This window comes from Streptomyces sp. WG5 (genome assembly GCF_049974565.1).
GTDB lineage: Bacteria > Actinomycetota > Actinomycetes > Streptomycetales > Streptomycetaceae > Streptomyces.
The window spans coordinates 22911-38645 of sequence record NZ_JBNGGC010000028.1 but is presented as its reverse complement, the minus strand read 5'-3'; the positions used below and the strand labels follow the sequence as shown (position 1 = coordinate 38645).

14 protein-coding genes are annotated in these 15735 nt (G+C 71.6%); 11 read left to right on the top strand and 3 right to left on the bottom strand.

The genetic code is table 11. The features are described from left to right. Position 1: 1 nt before the first annotated feature. Positions 2 to 403: a hypothetical protein gene (locus ACP4IX_RS26155; protein WP_426520821.1), complete on the bottom strand. Its 402-nt coding sequence runs from the start codon at positions 401 to 403 to the stop codon at positions 2 to 4. Between the two features lie 126 nt (positions 404 to 529). On the opposite strand from ACP4IX_RS26155, the gene ACP4IX_RS26150 reads away from it, so the two are divergent. The 8 genes from ACP4IX_RS26150 (at position 530) to ACP4IX_RS26115 (ending at position 8315) form a co-directional block, all read left to right on the top strand. Beyond that, a complete protein-coding gene (locus ACP4IX_RS26150; RefSeq protein WP_426520819.1) occupies positions 530 to 1288 on the top strand; it encodes a helix-turn-helix domain-containing protein in 759 nt (252 codons plus the stop codon). Beyond that, positions 1272 to 1466 carry a DUF397 domain-containing protein gene (locus ACP4IX_RS26145; protein WP_426520817.1) on the top strand — a complete coding sequence of 65 codons (195 nt, stop codon included), beginning with the start codon at positions 1272 to 1274 and terminating at the stop codon, positions 1464 to 1466. Before ACP4IX_RS26150 ends, ACP4IX_RS26145 begins: the two co-directional genes overlap by 17 nt. Before the next feature lie 284 nt (positions 1467 to 1750). After that, the gene (locus tag ACP4IX_RS26140) at positions 1751 to 2758 is read left to right on the top strand and encodes a hypothetical protein (protein ID WP_426556884.1); all 1008 of its coding nucleotides are present in this window, start codon (positions 1751 to 1753) and stop codon (positions 2756 to 2758) included. A 50-nt stretch (positions 2759 to 2808) separates the two neighbouring features. Beyond that, positions 2809 to 3393, top strand: coding sequence for a Uma2 family endonuclease (locus tag ACP4IX_RS26135; protein ID WP_426556882.1), 585 nt, complete (start codon positions 2809 to 2811; stop codon positions 3391 to 3393). Positions 3394 to 3591: 198 nt separating this feature from the next. Next, positions 3592 to 4869, top strand: a complete 1278-nt coding sequence (locus tag ACP4IX_RS26130; RefSeq protein WP_426520809.1) for an aspartate kinase — start codon at positions 3592 to 3594, stop codon at positions 4867 to 4869. Beyond that, positions 4869 to 5945, top strand: a complete 1077-nt coding sequence (locus ACP4IX_RS26125; protein WP_426556880.1) for an aspartate-semialdehyde dehydrogenase — start codon at positions 4869 to 4871, stop codon at positions 5943 to 5945. Before ACP4IX_RS26130 ends, ACP4IX_RS26125 begins: the two co-directional genes overlap by 1 nt. A gap of 571 nt (positions 5946 to 6516) precedes the next feature. Continuing rightward, complete coding sequence (locus tag ACP4IX_RS26120; protein ID WP_426556939.1) at positions 6517 to 7095, top strand: SigE family RNA polymerase sigma factor; 579 nt, start codon at positions 6517 to 6519, stop codon at positions 7093 to 7095. Continuing rightward, entirely contained in the window at positions 7092 to 8315 is a 1224-nt protein-coding gene (locus tag ACP4IX_RS26115) for a hypothetical protein (protein WP_426556878.1), read from the top strand. The genes ACP4IX_RS26120 and ACP4IX_RS26115 overlap by 4 nt, the downstream gene beginning before the upstream one ends. A 78-nt stretch (positions 8316 to 8393) precedes the next feature. On the opposite strand, the gene ACP4IX_RS26110 is transcribed toward ACP4IX_RS26115, so the two are convergent. Beyond that, entirely contained in the window at positions 8394 to 9215 is an 822-nt protein-coding gene (locus ACP4IX_RS26110; protein ID WP_426556876.1) for an SURF1 family protein, read from the bottom strand. Positions 9216 to 9357: 142 nt separating this feature from the next. On the opposite strand from ACP4IX_RS26110, the gene ACP4IX_RS26105 reads away from it, so the two are divergent. Beyond that, complete coding sequence (locus ACP4IX_RS26105; protein ID WP_426520801.1) at positions 9358 to 11211, top strand: S9 family peptidase; 1854 nt, start codon at positions 9358 to 9360, stop codon at positions 11209 to 11211. A gap of 180 nt (positions 11212 to 11391) precedes the next feature. On the opposite strand, the gene ACP4IX_RS26100 is transcribed toward ACP4IX_RS26105, so the two are convergent. Further along, on the bottom strand, positions 11392 to 13266 hold the full coding sequence (locus tag ACP4IX_RS26100; RefSeq protein ID WP_426556937.1) for an NAD-binding protein: 1875 nt from the start codon (positions 13264 to 13266) through the stop codon (positions 11392 to 11394). Positions 13267 to 13510: 244 nt separating this feature from the next. Here ACP4IX_RS26100 and ACP4IX_RS26095 point away from each other — a divergent pair, with 244 nt between their 5' ends. Both ACP4IX_RS26095 and ACP4IX_RS26090 read left to right on the top strand, forming a co-directional pair. Further along, entirely contained in the window at positions 13511 to 14020 is a 510-nt protein-coding gene (locus tag ACP4IX_RS26095) for a hypothetical protein (protein ID WP_426520799.1), read from the top strand. A 114-nt stretch (positions 14021 to 14134) separates the two neighbouring features. Further along, positions 14135 to 15709, top strand: coding sequence for a flotillin family protein (locus ACP4IX_RS26090; protein WP_426520797.1), 1575 nt, complete (start codon positions 14135 to 14137; stop codon positions 15707 to 15709). The last annotated feature ends 26 nt before the right edge of the window (positions 15710 to 15735 follow it).

The window sequence follows — 15735 nt, the reverse complement described above, 5'->3', positions numbered from 1 at the left end:
ATCATGCGACGCTCGGCGTCAGCGCCGCACGCAATTTCGTCGCGGACACGTACGGCGCGGTCACCGTGGGCGCGCTGTACCAGCGCAGCGGCCAGGTGTTGCCCTCCAGCGCCGGGATGCCGACGTACGTGACGGTTCGGGTACGACCGCCGAAGTGCTGCACACCCAGGGGCCAGTCGTACGCCGCGACTTCACCGGGCGCGAGCAGAAAGTACACCCACCGCCCGCCGCCCGCCTCGCACACGATCGGCCCCGCGTCGTCGCCCGACGCGTCGACCAGCCAGTCGGCGACCAGTTCCCCACGGATGCCGTCGATCCGTACGGCGTCGAAATGCACGCCGGCGAGGTGCAGTCGGTGTCCGGTGGCCGGGACCCAGGAGGGGCGGTGCAGTGTCTCCGTCATGGTCACACGGTGGTGTCGACGGGGCTACGCTCGGTAGTGACTGGGGTGATACACGCCGGGGTGTATCGGTCGGAGGTGCGTGCTGTGTCTCAATCGCCTGTTGCTTGGCGCTACAGCGGTAACCAGATGAAGCGCTGGCGCACCAAGGCCAACGTGAGCAGAGAGCAGTTGGCCGAGGCCGCGAACTACTCGCCGGACACCATCAAGTCGATGGAGCAGGGCGTACGGATGCCGACGTCGCGCGTGCTCGACGTGGCGGACGAGTTGTGCGGGGCGGAGGGGTTGCTGAGCGCGGCGAAGGACTACTTGCAGCGGGAGAAGTTCCCCAAGCGGGCGCAGAATTTCATGGAGCGGGAGCGAGAGGCGATCAGCTACTGGTCCTACGAGGTCGGGTTGATTCCCGGGCTGTTGCAGACCGAGGCGTACGCGCGCGCTCTGATCGAGGGCTACGTGCCGCCACTGGATGAACAGACGTTGGAGCACCGGATCGCCGGAAGGCTGGAAAGGCAGTCCATGCTCACGGACCGCAAGGTGCCAGTGGCTTTCGCCTTCGTCGTCTACGAGGCGGCTCTGCGTTCTCCGCTGGTGGACGACGAACAGCTTCGTCACCTGGTGAGGGCGTCGGAGCTGCGCAACGTCGTCTTGCAGGTGCTTCCCTTCGAACGGTCCATCCCCAGCGCGCTCATGGGGCCTATGGTGCTGCTGGAGACCAGCGACCACGAGCGGTCTGCCTACACGGAGTGCGTATTCATCAGTGATTTGACGGCCGACTCGGCCATTGTCCGGCGCGTGACCGAGCGACTTACCCTGATTCGCGCCCAGGCTCTCAGCCCCACTGAGTCGGCCCACTTCATCGAGCGGATGGCTAATGATCACCATGGTTGACCAGCCGACGTGGTTCAAGTCCAGCTACAGCGATCCCGAAGGCGCGAACTGTCTCGAAGTCACGTTCTCTCCGAGCCTCCGCGTCCGCGACTCCAAGACAGCGCCCACCGGCCCCGAACTCCACGTCTCCGCACCGGCCTGGTCGGCCTTCATCGCCGCAGTTCAGCCCGGAGCTTGAGCCTCGGGATCCGAGCTCTTCCCCTGGTTTCCTGGTCTGGTTGAAATACCCAACCAACCAAGTCTGTACGTGAGTTGACGCGCCGTACCTCGTAAGGGTGACGGTCTGTGATCAGCTTGCGTCGCTGTGTAAAGCCGCTCTAGGTTCGCGGCATATGACCGGCAAATGAGTCGGTCCCGGCGGTGCGCCAACACCAATCCGGGACCTGACCTACGGAACGAATCGAGGGTTCGACCGTGGCTTACGCCAACCCTAGTCCCGCCTTGCCCTCCCCGTCCCACCCCATGGCCAATCCGGGCTACGGAAAACACCTCGCGGGCGACGAAGACCCGCACGCGGACCCGGACTTTGCACACCTGAGCCCGCGTGAGGCGGAGATCGCCGTCTTCGTGGACCACCTCGACGACGGTCACGCGATGGGCCACAAGGTGCTCGCGGCACAGCACCCCCGCTACGGCCAGCAGGCGGTGCGCACGTCGCTCAACCGCCTCGCCGACGCCGGCCACCTGCGCTGGATCAGGGAGCACATCACCGTCGAGGACAACACCATGCGGTGGGTCACGCGGACGTACTGGTCGCGTACGCGCAGGTCGGGCGCGTGGTGGGAGGAGTTCGCGCGGGAGCGCAAGGGCCGGATCGTGCCCGGTGACCTCCGCCCCGGTCTGGCCCGCACCGACGAGCCCGAGCAGCCCGAACCGGAGGCCGACCCGCAGGCAGGGCCCAAGCCCGGGCCCAAGCCCGGGTCCGAGCCCGACTCCGAGGCCTCCACCTCGTACCTCACCCTCGCCGGAATCCGCGAGGCGGACCCCCGTATGTCCCTGTCCGAATCCGACTGCCGGTCCCTCGCCTCGCTGGCGGGGGAGTGGCTGTCGCGCGGTGCGACGCCCGGGGACATCACCCGCGCGGTGACCGAGGGCCTTCCCGTGACCGTGAACAACCCGGGCGGACTCGCCCGCAACCGACTGGAGAACAAGATGCCCCCGAAGAAGGCGAAGATCCGCCAGAAGGCCGCCCCGCGCCGGGCCCGCGTGACCCGGGCGGTCATGGCCTGCATGGACTGCGACGCGGACGAGCGGACCACGGAGATCAAGGGCGGCATGTGCCCCGACTGCCGCGCCGGGTTCGAGGCGGCCGTGGCCGCCGAGGAGGCAGGTCTGCTGGACGTCGGCTACGTGCCGGACACGTTCCTGGCCGTCCCCGACGCGGTGTACGAGGTCGTGGACGTCCCCCGCCGAGCGGCGGAGGTGCGCTCGGCGGCCGGCCTGCCGCCGAGGGCGGAGCGGGCGCTGTGAGCGTGCAGGAGGCGCCGGTCGGGGCACCATGGTGCCGAGGAGGCGACGCCATGAGCCCTAGGCCTAGGACCGAGCACCGGCCCCAGATGTCAGTCGAGGAGTTCGAGGAGTTCGAACGCCATGCCCCGGAGTCCGTGTGGCTGGAGTTCATTCGCGGAAAGGTCGTGGTCAAGCCCATGGCGGACGGCAACCACCGCGAGATGATCGCGTGGCTGCAACGGGTGTGCGTGCAGCAGCGGCCGGACCTGTGGCTGCACGCGGAGAGTGGGCTGCAGACGGAGAAGTACCGAAAGGGACGAGCCCGCGCGGACGGTGTGCTGGTGCGGGTGGGTGGCTTGAAGGGCCACGGTGAATGGTCCGAGGCTGAGGGAGCTCTCATGGCCGTTGAGGTCACGTCGTACGACTCCGACACCAACCAGCGCGACCGAGTCGAGAAGCCCGACGCATACGCCGCCGCCGGTATCCCCGTGTATCTCCTCGTCGACCGGGACGACTGCTCGGTCACGGTGTTCACCGAGCCGAAGGACGGCCGCTACCGCAAGCAGGCGAACAGCGCCTTCGGCGCCCCCGTGCACCTCCCCTCCCCCGTCGACATCACTCTCGACACCGAGTCCCTCGAAGAGCTCGCCGACTGACCCGTCCCGCTTGTGAACGTGTGACACACCGCACTTTCCCGAGTGACCCGCGTCGCGATGGGCATGAGCCAGCCTGAGCGAGTACCCGGGTCTCACCATGCGATACCGCAGGGGGGAAATCCGGACGCTCGGTAAAATGAGCCGACCGCAGTACATATACGTACGTGCGGAAAGAGACTGATTGAGCGAGGAGCGCACGTGGGCCTTGTCGTGCAGAAGTACGGAGGCTCCTCCGTAGCCGATGCCGAGGGCATCAAGCGCGTCGCCAAGCGGATCGTGGAAGCGAAGAAGAACGGCAACCAGGTGGTCGCCGTAGTTTCCGCGATGGGCGACACGACGGACGAGCTGATCGATCTCGCCGAGCAGGTATCGCCGATCCCTGCCGGGCGCGAACTCGACATGCTGCTGACCGCCGGAGAGCGTATCTCCATGGCGCTGCTGGCCATGGCGATCAAAAACCTGGGCCACGAGGCCCAGTCGTTCACCGGCAGCCAGGCCGGAGTCATCACCGACTCGGTCCACAACAAGGCCCGGATCATCGACGTGACGCCGGGCCGCATCCGCACCTCGGTGGACGAGGGCAACGTCGCCATCGTGGCCGGCTTCCAGGGCGTCAGCCAGGACAGCAAGGACATCACCACGCTGGGGCGCGGCGGGTCCGACACCACCGCCGTCGCCCTCGCCGCCGCGCTCGACGCGGACGTCTGTGAGATCTACACCGACGTCGACGGCGTGTTCACCGCCGACCCGCGCGTGGTGAAGAAGGCGAAGAAGATCGACTGGATCTCCTTCGAGGACATGCTGGAGCTCGCGGCCTCCGGTTCCAAGGTGCTCCTCCACCGCTGTGTGGAGTACGCCCGCCGGTACAACATCCCGATCCACGTCCGGTCCAGCTTCAGCGGACTGCAGGGCACGTGGGTCAGCAGCGAGCCGATCAAGCAAGGGGAAAAGCACGTGGAGCAGGCCATGATCTCCGGTGTCGCGCACGACACCTCCGAGGCCAAGGTCACCGTCGTCGGTGTCCCGGACAAGCCGGGCGAGGCCGCCGCGATCTTCCGGGCGATCGCCGACGCCCAGGTCAACATCGACATGGTCGTGCAGAACGTGTCCGCGGCATCCACCGGCCTCACGGACATCTCCTTCACCCTGCCGAAGGCCGAGGGCCGCAAGGCCATCGACGCGCTGGAGAAGAACCGCTCCGGCATCGGCTTCGACTCGCTCCGCTACGACGACCAGATCGGCAAGATCTCCCTGGTCGGCGCGGGCATGAAGAGCAACCCGGGCGTCACCGCCGACTTCTTCACCGCGCTCTCCGAGGCCGGGGTGAACATCGAGCTCATCTCGACCTCCGAGATCCGCATCTCGGTCGTCACCCGCAAGGACGACGTGAACGAGGCCGTCCGCGCCGTGCACACCGCCTTCGGACTGGACTCCGACAGCGACGAGGCCGTGGTCTACGGAGGCACCGGGCGCTGATGGTCGACATCGCGGGTGCCGGGCGCACCGGGCGGCCGACCCTGGCCGTCGTCGGAGCGACCGGCGCCGTCGGTGCGGTCATGCTCCAGATCCTGTCCCAGCACGCGGACGTCTGGGGCGACATCCGCCTGATCGCCTCCCCGCGCTCGGCCGGCCGCAAGCTGGCCGTGCGCGGTGAGGAGGTCGAGGTGGTGGCGCTCAACGAGGAGGCCTTCGACGGGGTCGACGTCGCCATGTTCGACGTGCCCGACGAGGTCGCCGCGCAGTGGGCGCCGGTCGCCGCCGCCAAGGGCGCGGTGGTGGTCGACAACTCCGGCGCGTTCCGGATGGACCCGGACGTGCCGCTCGTCGTGCCCGAGGTCAATCCGCACGCGGTGCGGATGCGGCCGCGCGGCATCGTCGCCAACCCCAACTGCACGACGCTGTCCATGATCGTGGCGCTGGGTGCGCTGCACGCCGAGTTCGGGCTGCGCGAGCTGGTCGTCTCCTCGTACCAGGCGGTGAGCGGTGCCGGACGGGAAGGCGTCGAGACGCTGCGCCGGCAGCTGTCCCTGGTGGCCGGCACCGGGCTGGGCACCAGCCCCGGTGACGTGCGGCGGGCCGTCGGCGACGACACCGGGCCGTTCCCGGAACCGGTCGCGCTGAACGTCGTACCGTGGGCCGGCTCGCTGAAGGACGACGGCTGGTCCTCGGAGGAGATGAAGGTGCGGGACGAGACCCGCAAGATCCTCGGGCTGCCGGCCCTCCCCGTCGCCGTGACGTGCGTCCGGGTGCCGGTGGTCACCACTCACTCCCTGACCGTGCACGCCCGTTTCGAGAACGAGGTCACCGTCGACAAGGCCCGGGAGATCCTGGCCACCGCGCCCGGGGTCGTCCTCTTCGACAACCCGGCCGCGGGGGAGTTCCCGACCCCCGCCGACGTGGTCGGCACCGACCCGACCTGGGTCGGCCGGGTGCGGCGGGCCCTGGACGACCCGACGGCGCTCGAACTCTTCGTCTGCGGGGACAACCTGCGCAAGGGCGCCGCGCTGAACACCGCGCAGATCGCGGAGCTGGTGGCGGCCGAGTTCGTCTGACCACAGGACGGCCGGTGGAGCGCCGGGTGGGAAACGCCGTACGGGAAGCCGCCGGTGGGAAGCCGGCGCTGGGAAACCGGCGCTGGGAAACCGCCGGGTGGAAAAAGCAGGGTGAAGAACTCTGGCCGCTGTGGACTTCGTTTGTAGGATCCATGAACGAGATGTGATCCGGAAATCGGTCCGGACTACTTGTACCCGGCACCTGTGGCATCAGAGGATTTCCTCCCCGCCCTCCGCAACCGTGCGAAGGGCGGGGAGCGTCTTTGCGGTCACCCATTCAGGGCGCGGTGCCGCGTGGTCGGCGTGGGGACGCCGAGGACGGGCGTGGGGACGCTCGTTCACATGGGACATAGGGGAAGAGCGGGACGATGAGGGCCTATGACGCACCGTCTGCCGGGTGGCCGCCCGGCAGACGCGGGAACGTGACGCCCGGCACGTACAACCCTCATGGGGGTGGGCGTGTCCAACTGGCGTGGCAGAGGTACTCGATTTCCCCGCGGCGACGCGTGGCCCCGCTGTGCGGCCACCCGTCCGGCCCGTCCGTCCCCGTGTGGCCGGTCCGGCCGGTGGCATGCCGGTGATCGCGCCGATGCCCGCAGCGCGGCCGGCCCGCATTCCGAACCAGCGCGACGGCGCGGACGGGGACACGGTGGCGGCGGGTACCACCGTCGACCACCTCACCGAGACGTACCGGACGCACTACCGGTCGCTGCTCGGCCTCGCCGCGCTCCTCCTCGACGACACCGCCTCCTGCGAGGACGTCGTCCAGGAGGCCTTCATCCGCGTCCACTCGGCGCGCAAACGCGTCCGTGACCCGGAGAAGACCCTGGCGTACCTGCGTCAGACCGTCGTCAACCTCTCGCGCTCGGCGTTGCGCCGCCGCATCCTCGGCCTCAAGCTGCTCTCCAAGCCCATGCCGGACATGGCGAGCGCGGAGGAGGGCGCCTACGACCAGCTGGAGCGCGACTCCCTGATCAAGGCGATGAAGGGACTGCAGCGCCGCCAGCGCGAGGTGCTCGTCCTGCGCTACTTCGCCGACATGACCGAGGCGCAGGTCGCCGAGACGCTCGGGATATCCCTGGGCTCGGTCAAGGCGTACGGATCACGCGGCATCGCGGCGCTCAGGGTGGCCATGGAGGCACCGGCATGAGCGACGGCGACGACGAACGGCGCGCCGCCCGCGACGAGCACGGGCCCCGGGAAGGGACCGCACCGACCGGACCCGCCGAGCCGCCGTCCGGGCCGGCCGGACCCGCCGGGCAAGAACCCTCGAAGTACACGCACGCTGGGAACGGAACTGTGAACAACGGCCCCGCCGAACAGGGCCCCGACACTCAGGGGCCTGACAGGCTCGACGGCCTCGGCTCCGACGAGCTGGCCCTGCGCAGGATGCTCCACCAGGCCGTCCAGGACGTGAAGCCGAGCGACGGCACCCTGGACCACCTGCGCCGCGCGGTCCCCGCACGGCGGGCCCGCAAGCGCCAGGCCGTCGTCGGTATGGCCGCCGCCGCACTCTTCATCGGCACGGCGGTCCCGGCCCTCGTGCACGTCTCGAACGCCACCGGGCCGGGGGCCGACCCGTCCGTCGCGGGACACGCCTCACAGGCCCAGGGCGGTACCAGCCAGGGCAAGGACCCGGCCGGCGGGCAGAGCGGCATCGCCGGCTCCGCGGGCACGGCCGAGGGCAAGGAGAAGAGCGGCCCCGAGGACAAGCCCACGGACAGGGCGAGCGGTGCCGCGACGGGCTCCGCCCCCGGCACCGGCCCCTCCGCCAGCGCCGCCGCCGACATCCCCACATGCACGGCGAAGCAGCTCGGCGCGGCCGTCGCGAGCAGCGCCGCCCCCGACTCGACGGGTGTGGTCTACGGCTCCTTCCGCGTCACCAACGTCTCCGCGGACGGCTGCACCGTCGCCGGCCCCGGCAGCGTGGTCGCCACCGCGCAGGGCGCGGCGGACGCCGCCGACATCGGCACGGCACGGCATGTCGCGGGGGACGCCGCGGCGGGACTGCCCGACCCGTCCCTGGAGAACGCCGCACTGACACTGCCGTCCGGCTCCGCGTACGAGGTGCAGTTCGCCTGGGTGCCCTCGGAGACCTGTCCCACCACCGGCGGCACCACGGGAGGCGGCACCGGCGGACCCACGCCCGACCCCTCGCCCACCCAGCCCACGGCCGCCACGGGCGGCACCCCCACCGGCGCCGACGACACCGGCACCACGACCCAGCTGGTCACCGAGGACGGCCCGGCCGAGGGAAGCGTGTCGGTGACGTACACCCCGGAGGGCGGCTCGGGCTCGGCGACGGCCACCGTGTCCAACGCCTGTGCGGGAACGGTGTACTGGACGGGCGTGCTGGCGGCTACGGAGTAGGGCGCCCGGCCTGCACCCCCACGCCCGGCCTGTGGCGCGCCGGCGGGACCGCGCTCCGGCTCCGCGGCGCGGCCGGTGTCAGACGCCGGACGGGCTGCGGTGCGGCTCCGACTCCGACTCCGGCTTCGGGTCCAGTTCATCCTCCGGGGCCAGGCCGAGTTCCGCGTCGCGGGCGAGTTCGACCTCCCGGCGCAGCAGCCGGAACCACATGAAGATCACGAAGCCGACGAAGGCGAACCACTCGGCGGTGTAGCCGAGGTTCTGGAACGCCTTCAGGTCCAGCCCCGTGCCCTGCGGCGCGCTCACGGGCACGGCCCGCATCCCGGAGTCGCCCTCGTTGAGCGTGACCCACGCGTCGTACACGTCGTACGGCACGAGGTTCAGCAGCGTCGCCGCACTGATCGCGCCGGTCTGCCCGGCCGGCCACCCGGAACGTCCGCTGACACCGTTGCTGCCGGGCGACTCGGCCGCCTGCAGCGCTCCGGTGACGGTGACCTCGCCGGTGGGCGGGGCCGGGGCCTTCGCCGGGTCGGGCTCGCCGGGCAGCCAGCCGCGCACGACCGGCAGCGCCTCACCCGAGTCGGTGCGCAGCAGCGTGAGGACGTAGAAGCCGTCCCGGTCGTCCAGCTTCCGCTCCGGGACGAGCAGCTGGTCGGCGTACCGGCCGCTCACGGTGGTCTGCTCGCCGACCGTCGCCTTGTCCACCGGCAGCATCTGGGCCAGCGGGCGGGCCGCCTCGCGGCGGGCCGGGTCCTGTTCGGTGGTCGTGGTCGCGTGGTCCTGCACCCGGTCCTCGAACCGGCCGAGCTGCCACGAACCCATGAAGATGCAGAAGGGGATGGCCAGGACGACGAAGACGTTGATCCCCCACCATCGGGGCGTCAGCAGAAACCGGTACACGCCCCCCACGGTACGGGGCGCGGCCCCGCGACCCGGCCGCGGGGCTGTGGAAAAGCGTCGGAGCGGGCCGGGGCGGGCGAAGTTTTCCACAGGCTGGGGATCTGGTCCGCACGTCACCACCGGGTCGGGGCAGTATGGGGCCATGACTGAGAGCAACGGGTCCGCGTCGTCGGACCAGCGGCGGGGACGGAACGGCCGGCAGGACGAGAGCACCGAGCACATGCCCGACTGGGAGAGGCGGTTCCGGGCGCCCCGGGTGTCGCTGCCCGACTGGGCCGAGGACGCCCCGGACCACTCCCTGTTCGTGTCGAACGCGACGGGGACGTACGAGCTGTACGCCTGGGACCGCTCGACCGGCGAGCAGCGCCAGGTGACGGACCGGCCCAACGGCACTACGGACGGGGTGCTCTCACCCGACGGTGACTGGATCTGGTGGTTCGACGACAAGGACGGCGACGAGTTCGGCGTCTGGCGCCGGCAGCCCTTCCCCGGCGGCGAGGACGAGCTGGCCGTACCGGGCCTCGACCCCTCCTACCCGGCGGGCCTCGCCCTCGGCCGGGACGGGCGTACGGCGGTGATCGGCCGCTCGACCGACGAGGACGGTACGACGATCCACCTCGCGTACGCGGGCGGGCCCCCGGCGGAGATCTACCGGCACCGCGAGTCCGCGGGCGTCGGCGACCTCTCCCACGACGGCACGCTGATCGCGATCGAACACACCGAGCACGGCGACGCCATGCACTCGGCGCTGCGCGTCCTGCGCCCCGACGGCACGACGGTCGCCGAGCTGGACGACACGAAGGGCGGCGAGGAGGAGCTGGGCCTGGAGGTGCTCGGCTTCGCGCCGGTCGACGGGGACACCCGCCTGCTCATCGGCCACCAGCGCCGGGGCCGCTGGGAGCCCCTGGTGTGGGACGTGGCGACGGGCGAGCAGACCGACCTCGCCCTGGAGCTGCCCGGCGACGTCAGCGCCGAGTGGTACCCGGACGGCAGCGGCCTGCTGATCGTGCACGGCTTCGAGGCCCGCAGCGAGCTGTTCCGCTACGACCTGGCCGAACGCGAGCTGGTGGAGATCGAGACCCCGGCCGGCACCGTCTCCGGGGCGACGGCCCGCCCGGACGGCAGCGTGGAGTACCTGTGGTCCTCGGCCGCCGAGCCGTCGGCGGTGCGCTCGACGACCGGCCGGGTCGTCCTGGACCCGCCCGGCATGAAGTCACCCGGCTCGGTACCGGTGGAGGACGTGTGGGTGGAAGGGCCGGGCGGCCGCATCCACGCCCTGGTCCAGAAGCCCGCCGGCACGACCGGACCACTCCCGACGGTCTTCGACATCCACGGCGGCCCCACCTGGCACGACAGCGACTCCTTCGCCGCCGGCCCCGCCGCCTGGGTCGACCACGGGTACGCGGTGGTCCGCGTCAACTACCGTGGTTCCACCGGGTACGGCCGCGCGTGGACCGACGCCCTCAAGCACCGGGTGGGTCTCATCGAGCTGGAGGACATCGCGGCGGTGCGCGAGTGGGCGGTCACCTCCGGCCTCGCGGACCCCGCCCGCCTGATCCTCACCGGCGGTTCCTGGGGCGGCTACCTCACCCTCCTCGGCATCGGCACCCAGCCCGAGGCGTGGACGCTGGGCATCGCCGCCGTCCCCGTCGCCGACTACGTCACCGCGTACCACGACGAGATGGAGGGCCTGAAGGCCCTCGACCGCACCCTGCTCGGCGGCACCCCCGAAGAGGTCCCCGACCGCTTCGAGGCGTCCTCCCCGCTGACCTACGTCGACCAGGTCAAGGCCCCGGTCTACATCTCGGCGGGGGTCAACGACCCGCGCTGCCCGATCCGCCAGGTCGAGAACTACGTCAAGCGCCTGGAGTCCAGGAACGCGGTCCACGAGGTGTACCGGTACGACGCGGGGCACGGGTCACTGGTGGTGGAGGAGCGGATCAAGCAGGTCCGGCTGGAACTGGACTTCGCGGCGAGGCACTTGCCCCAGAGCTAGTTCCAGATGCTCGGTCGGCCGAAGCCGTCCGTGGGGCTGCCGGCCGGCCGAGTGGGTGGCGGGTGGACAGGGGCCGGGGGCCCGGGGGGTCCGACCTCCCGGACCCCCGAGGGAGGGGCGGGGCCGGGACGGAGCCCTGGCGCGGGCGTAGAGGGTCTACGCCCGTAGGGGGCAGCGCCCCTACACGTCCGTCCGCTGCCGCGTCCGCCGCCCCAGCAGCTCCGCCAACCCCCGCCGCGTGGCCGCCAGCACCACCCGGTCCTCGGCCCGCAGCACGTACGTGTCGGGCAGCTCCCACACCAGCCCCGTGTCCGCCGCGCCGCGCTCACCGGAGACCTCCAGCGCCAGCACCCGCCACGCCCCCGCGCGGAACGCCTCACCGACCGTCTTCCCCTCCAGCTGCGGATGCCCGGCCACTTCCACCGCCGCGAACAGCAGCACCCGCCGCTCGACGGGGATCGCCCCGAGGATCTGGCGGCCCATCATCGCCCCGGCGAACGCGGGCGCGGACAGGTGGGTCACACTGCGGCTCCGGGTGAGCGCGTCCGGATGCGCGGCCCGCAGGGTGCGGTACACGGCGGTCGCGAAGTCGTCGTCGTACAGGCGCAGCACCACCCGCAGTCCGGACCGTACGGAGCGGGCGTACAGCACGGCTTCCAGGTTGGTGGTGTCCACGCTGGTCAGGGCGAGCAGGGAGTGCGCGCGGTGGATCTTCGCGGCCTCCAGGACGCCCTCCTGGGTGACGTCCCCGAGCACCACCGGCACCCGCAGCCGCCGCGCGGTCGCCATGCCCCGCGCCTCGGGGTCGGCCTCGACGCACACCACGGGGATGTCCATCTCCCGCAACCGGGTCAGCACGCGCGTGCCGATCTTGCCGAGACCGAGCAGGACGACGTGCCCGCCGAGCCCGCGCGGCGGCTTCCGCACCGTCGAGGCGTTGCGGAAGGTCCCGAGGGCCTCGAGCACGGCGGCCAGCAGTACCGGCAGCAACAGCAGTCCGACGAAGCCGGAGAGCAGCTGGAGGATCTGGCGGCCGGTGTCGTCGTTGTGCGCGGGCTCGTTGATGGAGAAGAGATCGAGCAGGGTCACGTACGTGGCGTGCAGCGGATGGTCCCCGGTGACCAGCATCAGCGCCACCGCGAGCGCGACCACGCAGGCCCCCAGGCCCGCCAGCGACCACCGCAGCCGCCGCGAGAACAGCTCGCCGAACGGGGGCACGCCGGCACGCGCGGTGGGCAGTGGGGGACCGGAGTACGAGACCTGCTCCAGGGCGACGGTGCCGCGCCCGGTGGCCGCCTCCACCGCCGCCGCGTCGGGCAGCAGCTGCGGGCCCTGATCGCCACTGCCCTCCGAACCGTCCGCACCGGCCGGGTCGTTGCTCGTCGCGGAGAGCAGCGCGAGGGTGCACAGACCGGGATCGGCCACCTCGCCGGGACGGGGCGGCTGCCGTTCCACCGCGCGCAGCAGCAGCCCGTCCGTCTCGACGACCTTGCTGGTGCCGACGAGCGCGGTCGCGGCCAGCGCGGGGGCGGCCGTGTCGGCGTCGGACAGCACGGTCGTGGAGGTTCCGGCACCGTCGAGCCCCGGGGACCGAGCGTCGCCGGTCGCCAGCGCGGCGCTCTGGTCGAGGAGTTCCTCGATGTGCCGGCCGAGCCGCCGGTTGTACAGGCGCAGGACCAGGCGCAGCCGGGGGTTGAGGCGGCGGGCGGTCAGGGCGGCGCGGATGTTGGTCTCGTCGTCGTCGTACACGAGGGCCAGCGCGGCGGCCCGGTCCACGCCGGCCTCCGCGAGTACGGCGTCGGTCGGCTCGGCGGCCTCCAGTTCGCGGCCGGTGCCGTTCGGCTCGCCGCCGGCCGGGTCCGCGTTGCCCGACCGGTTGACGGCCGCGCTGACCATGCCCCGCAGCACCGCCGAGGCCGCGCGGGCCCGCCCGACCACCGGCTGCCGCACCTGGCTCCCGGAGGGCGGGACGACGAGGGTGACCTGTTCGCGGTACACGCCGCGCAGTTCGGCGGCCAGCCGGTGGGCCAGTCCGTCGTCGCCGCACACCACCATGTGCGCGTACGCGTCACCCTGCGGAACCTGGTGCGGAACGCTCCCCGTTCGAGTCCCCATTTGAAAGAGGACAGTACCGGCGCCGGGTGCGGTTCCAGGAGTCCCCGAGGAGATGGGAGAGAAGCGAAGGGCGGCATTAAAGACGCGTAAAGATTGCCGGAACACGGCAATGACGCGATCCTCCGGCGCGTGTGACGATTCGTTTCACCGAAGCTCAGCGACGGGCGAGAGGGGGACGGCACGGATGGCCTGGTTTCTCGGGCTGGGTGTCACGGGGGTCGTGCTGCTCGCCCTGTCGCTGGTCTTCGACGGACTGCTGGAAGGCGCGTTCGACACAGCGTTGGACGGCGTCCTGGAGGGGTGGCTGTCACTGCCGGTCGTCGCCGGGTTCGTGGCGATGACCGGCTTCGGCGGCGCCATCGCCCTCGGCACCGGCTGGACCGGCCCCGCGGGGGCCGCCGGCGCCGGCGCGGTCGCCGGAGCGGGGGCCGGCTGGCTGACGTACCGCTTCAGCCGAGCGCTGATGCGCGACCGGACGGCGGTCACACCCCGTGCGGACGACCTGCTCGGCACGTCCGGCAAGGTGGTCACCGCGATTCCCGCGGACGGTTTCGGTGAGGTGCTGCTCCGGCTCGCCGGCCAGCCGCTGAAGTGCGCGGCGCGCAGTGCGGAGCCGGTGGCGCGCGGCGCCGAGGTGTGGGTCGAGGCGGTGCCGACCGGTACGTCGGTCGTGGTGCGGCCGGTGGACCGCTGAGTGGGCCCCGCCCTTCTCTGCTCCGTCGTCCCAGTTCCCTCCGATCGGTTCCCTCCTCTGGGTTCCTTCCTCTCCGTTCCTTCTTTCCGTGCTCTGTGATTCGGGGGCGTTGCCATGAGTCCTGTCGTCATCGCGGTGCTGGGAGTCGTCGTACTCCTGGTGCTGCTCGCGCTGGTGGTGGTCAGCCGCTACAAGGTGGCCGGCCCGAGTGAGGCGTTCATCGTCACGGGACGGCGCGGCAAGAAGTCCACCGATCCGGAGACGGGCCGTGTGTTCACCGACAACAGCGGCCAGAAGGTCGTCGTCGGCGGCGGTGTGTTCGTCGTGCCGTTCGTGCAGCAGCGGTTCACGCTCGACCTCTCCTCGCGGCACATCCCGGTCGCCGTGCGTGGCGCGGTGACCCTGCGCGGGGTGAAGGCCAACCTGGAAGGCGTCGCGATCGTCAAGGTCGGCGGCACGGAGGACGCGATCCGCGCGGCGGCGCAGCGGTTCCTGATGCAGCAGGACGGCATCGTCGGCTTCACCCAGGAGGTGCTGTCCGGCGCGCTGCGCGCGATCGTCGGCCGGATGTCCGTGGAGGACGTCATCCGGGACCGGGCCGCGTTCGCCGGGCAGGTCGCCGAGGAGGCGGAGGCGAGCCTGTCCGGGCAGGGCCTGGTGCTGGACGCCTTCCAGATCCAGGACATCACCACCGAAGGCTCCTACCTGGAGGACCTCGGCCGTCCCGAGGCGGCGCGGGCCCGGCAGGAGGCCGACATCGCCGAGGCCGTGGCCCGGCGGGCCGCCGAGCAGGCGCGGCTGAAGGCCGAGGAGGAGATCGCGGTCGCGCAGCGGACCCTCTACCTGAAGCAGGCCGAGATCAAGGCCGAGACCGATCAGGCGTCGGCCCGTGCCAACGCGGCGGGACCTCTCGCCGAGGCGGCCCGTGAACAGGACATCCTCGCCGAGCAGGAGAAGGTCGCCGAGCGGCAGGCCGCGTTGAAGGACCGGCAGCTGGACACCGAGGTGCGCAAGCCCGCCGACGCCCAGCGGTACGCCGCCGAGCAGGAGTCGGAGGCCCGCCGGGTGGCGCGGGTGAAGCAGGCGGAGGCCGAGCGGGCGGCCGAGATCGCCGCCGCCCAGGCCGAGGCCGAGCGGGCCCGGCTCACCGGTGAGGGCGAGAAGCAGCGGCGTGGCGCGCTGGCCGAGGCGGAGGCCGTCGAGGGCCTCAGGCAGGGTGAGGCCGAGCGTTCCCGGCGTGCGGCGATCGCGGAGGCCGTACGGCTGGAGGGCGAGGCGGAGGCCGCGGCGATCGGCGCCAAGGGCGCGGCGGAGGCCGAGGCGATGCGGCAGAAGGCCGACGCGTTCGGGCGGTACGGCGACGCGGCCGTGCTCCAGATGCTGGTCGAGGTGCTGCCGCAGGTGGTGGCCAAGGCGGCCGAGCCGCTCGCGGCCGTGGACAAGATGACGGTCATCTCGACGGACGGCGCGAGCCGGCTGTCGCGCACGGTCGCCGACAACGTGGCGCAGGGCATGGAACTCCTGGGATCCACCACGGGCGTCGACCTGGCGGCCCTGCTGAAGAACATCACCGGGCAGGACGCGAAGGCGACGGACGGGCCGCCGGAGCAGGCGGCCGGGCCGGAGCAGGCGGACCGGGCGGACCGGCCGGGCCCGCAGCTCAACGGCAAGGTGGAGATCACGGGCTGACCGCCGGGCTGACCGCCGGGAGGGCC

Excerpts from the sequence above, each read along its gene's own strand:
- ACP4IX_RS26155 (WP_426520821.1), bottom strand. The coding sequence starts at position 403 with ATGACGGAGACACTGCACCGCCCCTCCTGGGTCCCGGCCACCGGACAC.
- ACP4IX_RS26150 (WP_426520819.1), top strand. The coding sequence starts at position 530 with ATGAAGCGCTGGCGCACCAAGGCCAACGTGAGCAGAGAGCAGTTGGCC.
- ACP4IX_RS26145 (WP_426520817.1), top strand. The coding sequence starts at position 1,272 with ATGATCACCATGGTTGACCAGCCGACGTGGTTCAAGTCCAGCTACAGC.
- ACP4IX_RS26140 (WP_426556884.1), top strand. The coding sequence starts at position 1,751 with ATGGCCAATCCGGGCTACGGAAAACACCTCGCGGGCGACGAAGACCCG.
- ACP4IX_RS26135 (WP_426556882.1), top strand. The coding sequence starts at position 2,809 with ATGAGCCCTAGGCCTAGGACCGAGCACCGGCCCCAGATGTCAGTCGAG.
- ACP4IX_RS26125 (WP_426556880.1), top strand. The coding sequence starts at position 4,869 with ATGGTCGACATCGCGGGTGCCGGGCGCACCGGGCGGCCGACCCTGGCC.
- ACP4IX_RS26120 (WP_426556939.1), top strand. The coding sequence starts at position 6,517 with ATGCCGGTGATCGCGCCGATGCCCGCAGCGCGGCCGGCCCGCATTCCG.
- ACP4IX_RS26115 (WP_426556878.1), top strand. The coding sequence starts at position 7,092 with ATGAGCGACGGCGACGACGAACGGCGCGCCGCCCGCGACGAGCACGGG.
- ACP4IX_RS26105 (WP_426520801.1), top strand. The coding sequence starts at position 9,358 with ATGACTGAGAGCAACGGGTCCGCGTCGTCGGACCAGCGGCGGGGACGG.
- ACP4IX_RS26100 (WP_426556937.1), bottom strand. The coding sequence starts at position 13,266 with ATGGTGGTGTGCGGCGACGACGGACTGGCCCACCGGCTGGCCGCCGAA.
- ACP4IX_RS26095 (WP_426520799.1), top strand. The coding sequence starts at position 13,511 with ATGGCCTGGTTTCTCGGGCTGGGTGTCACGGGGGTCGTGCTGCTCGCC.
- ACP4IX_RS26090 (WP_426520797.1), top strand. The coding sequence starts at position 14,135 with ATGAGTCCTGTCGTCATCGCGGTGCTGGGAGTCGTCGTACTCCTGGTG.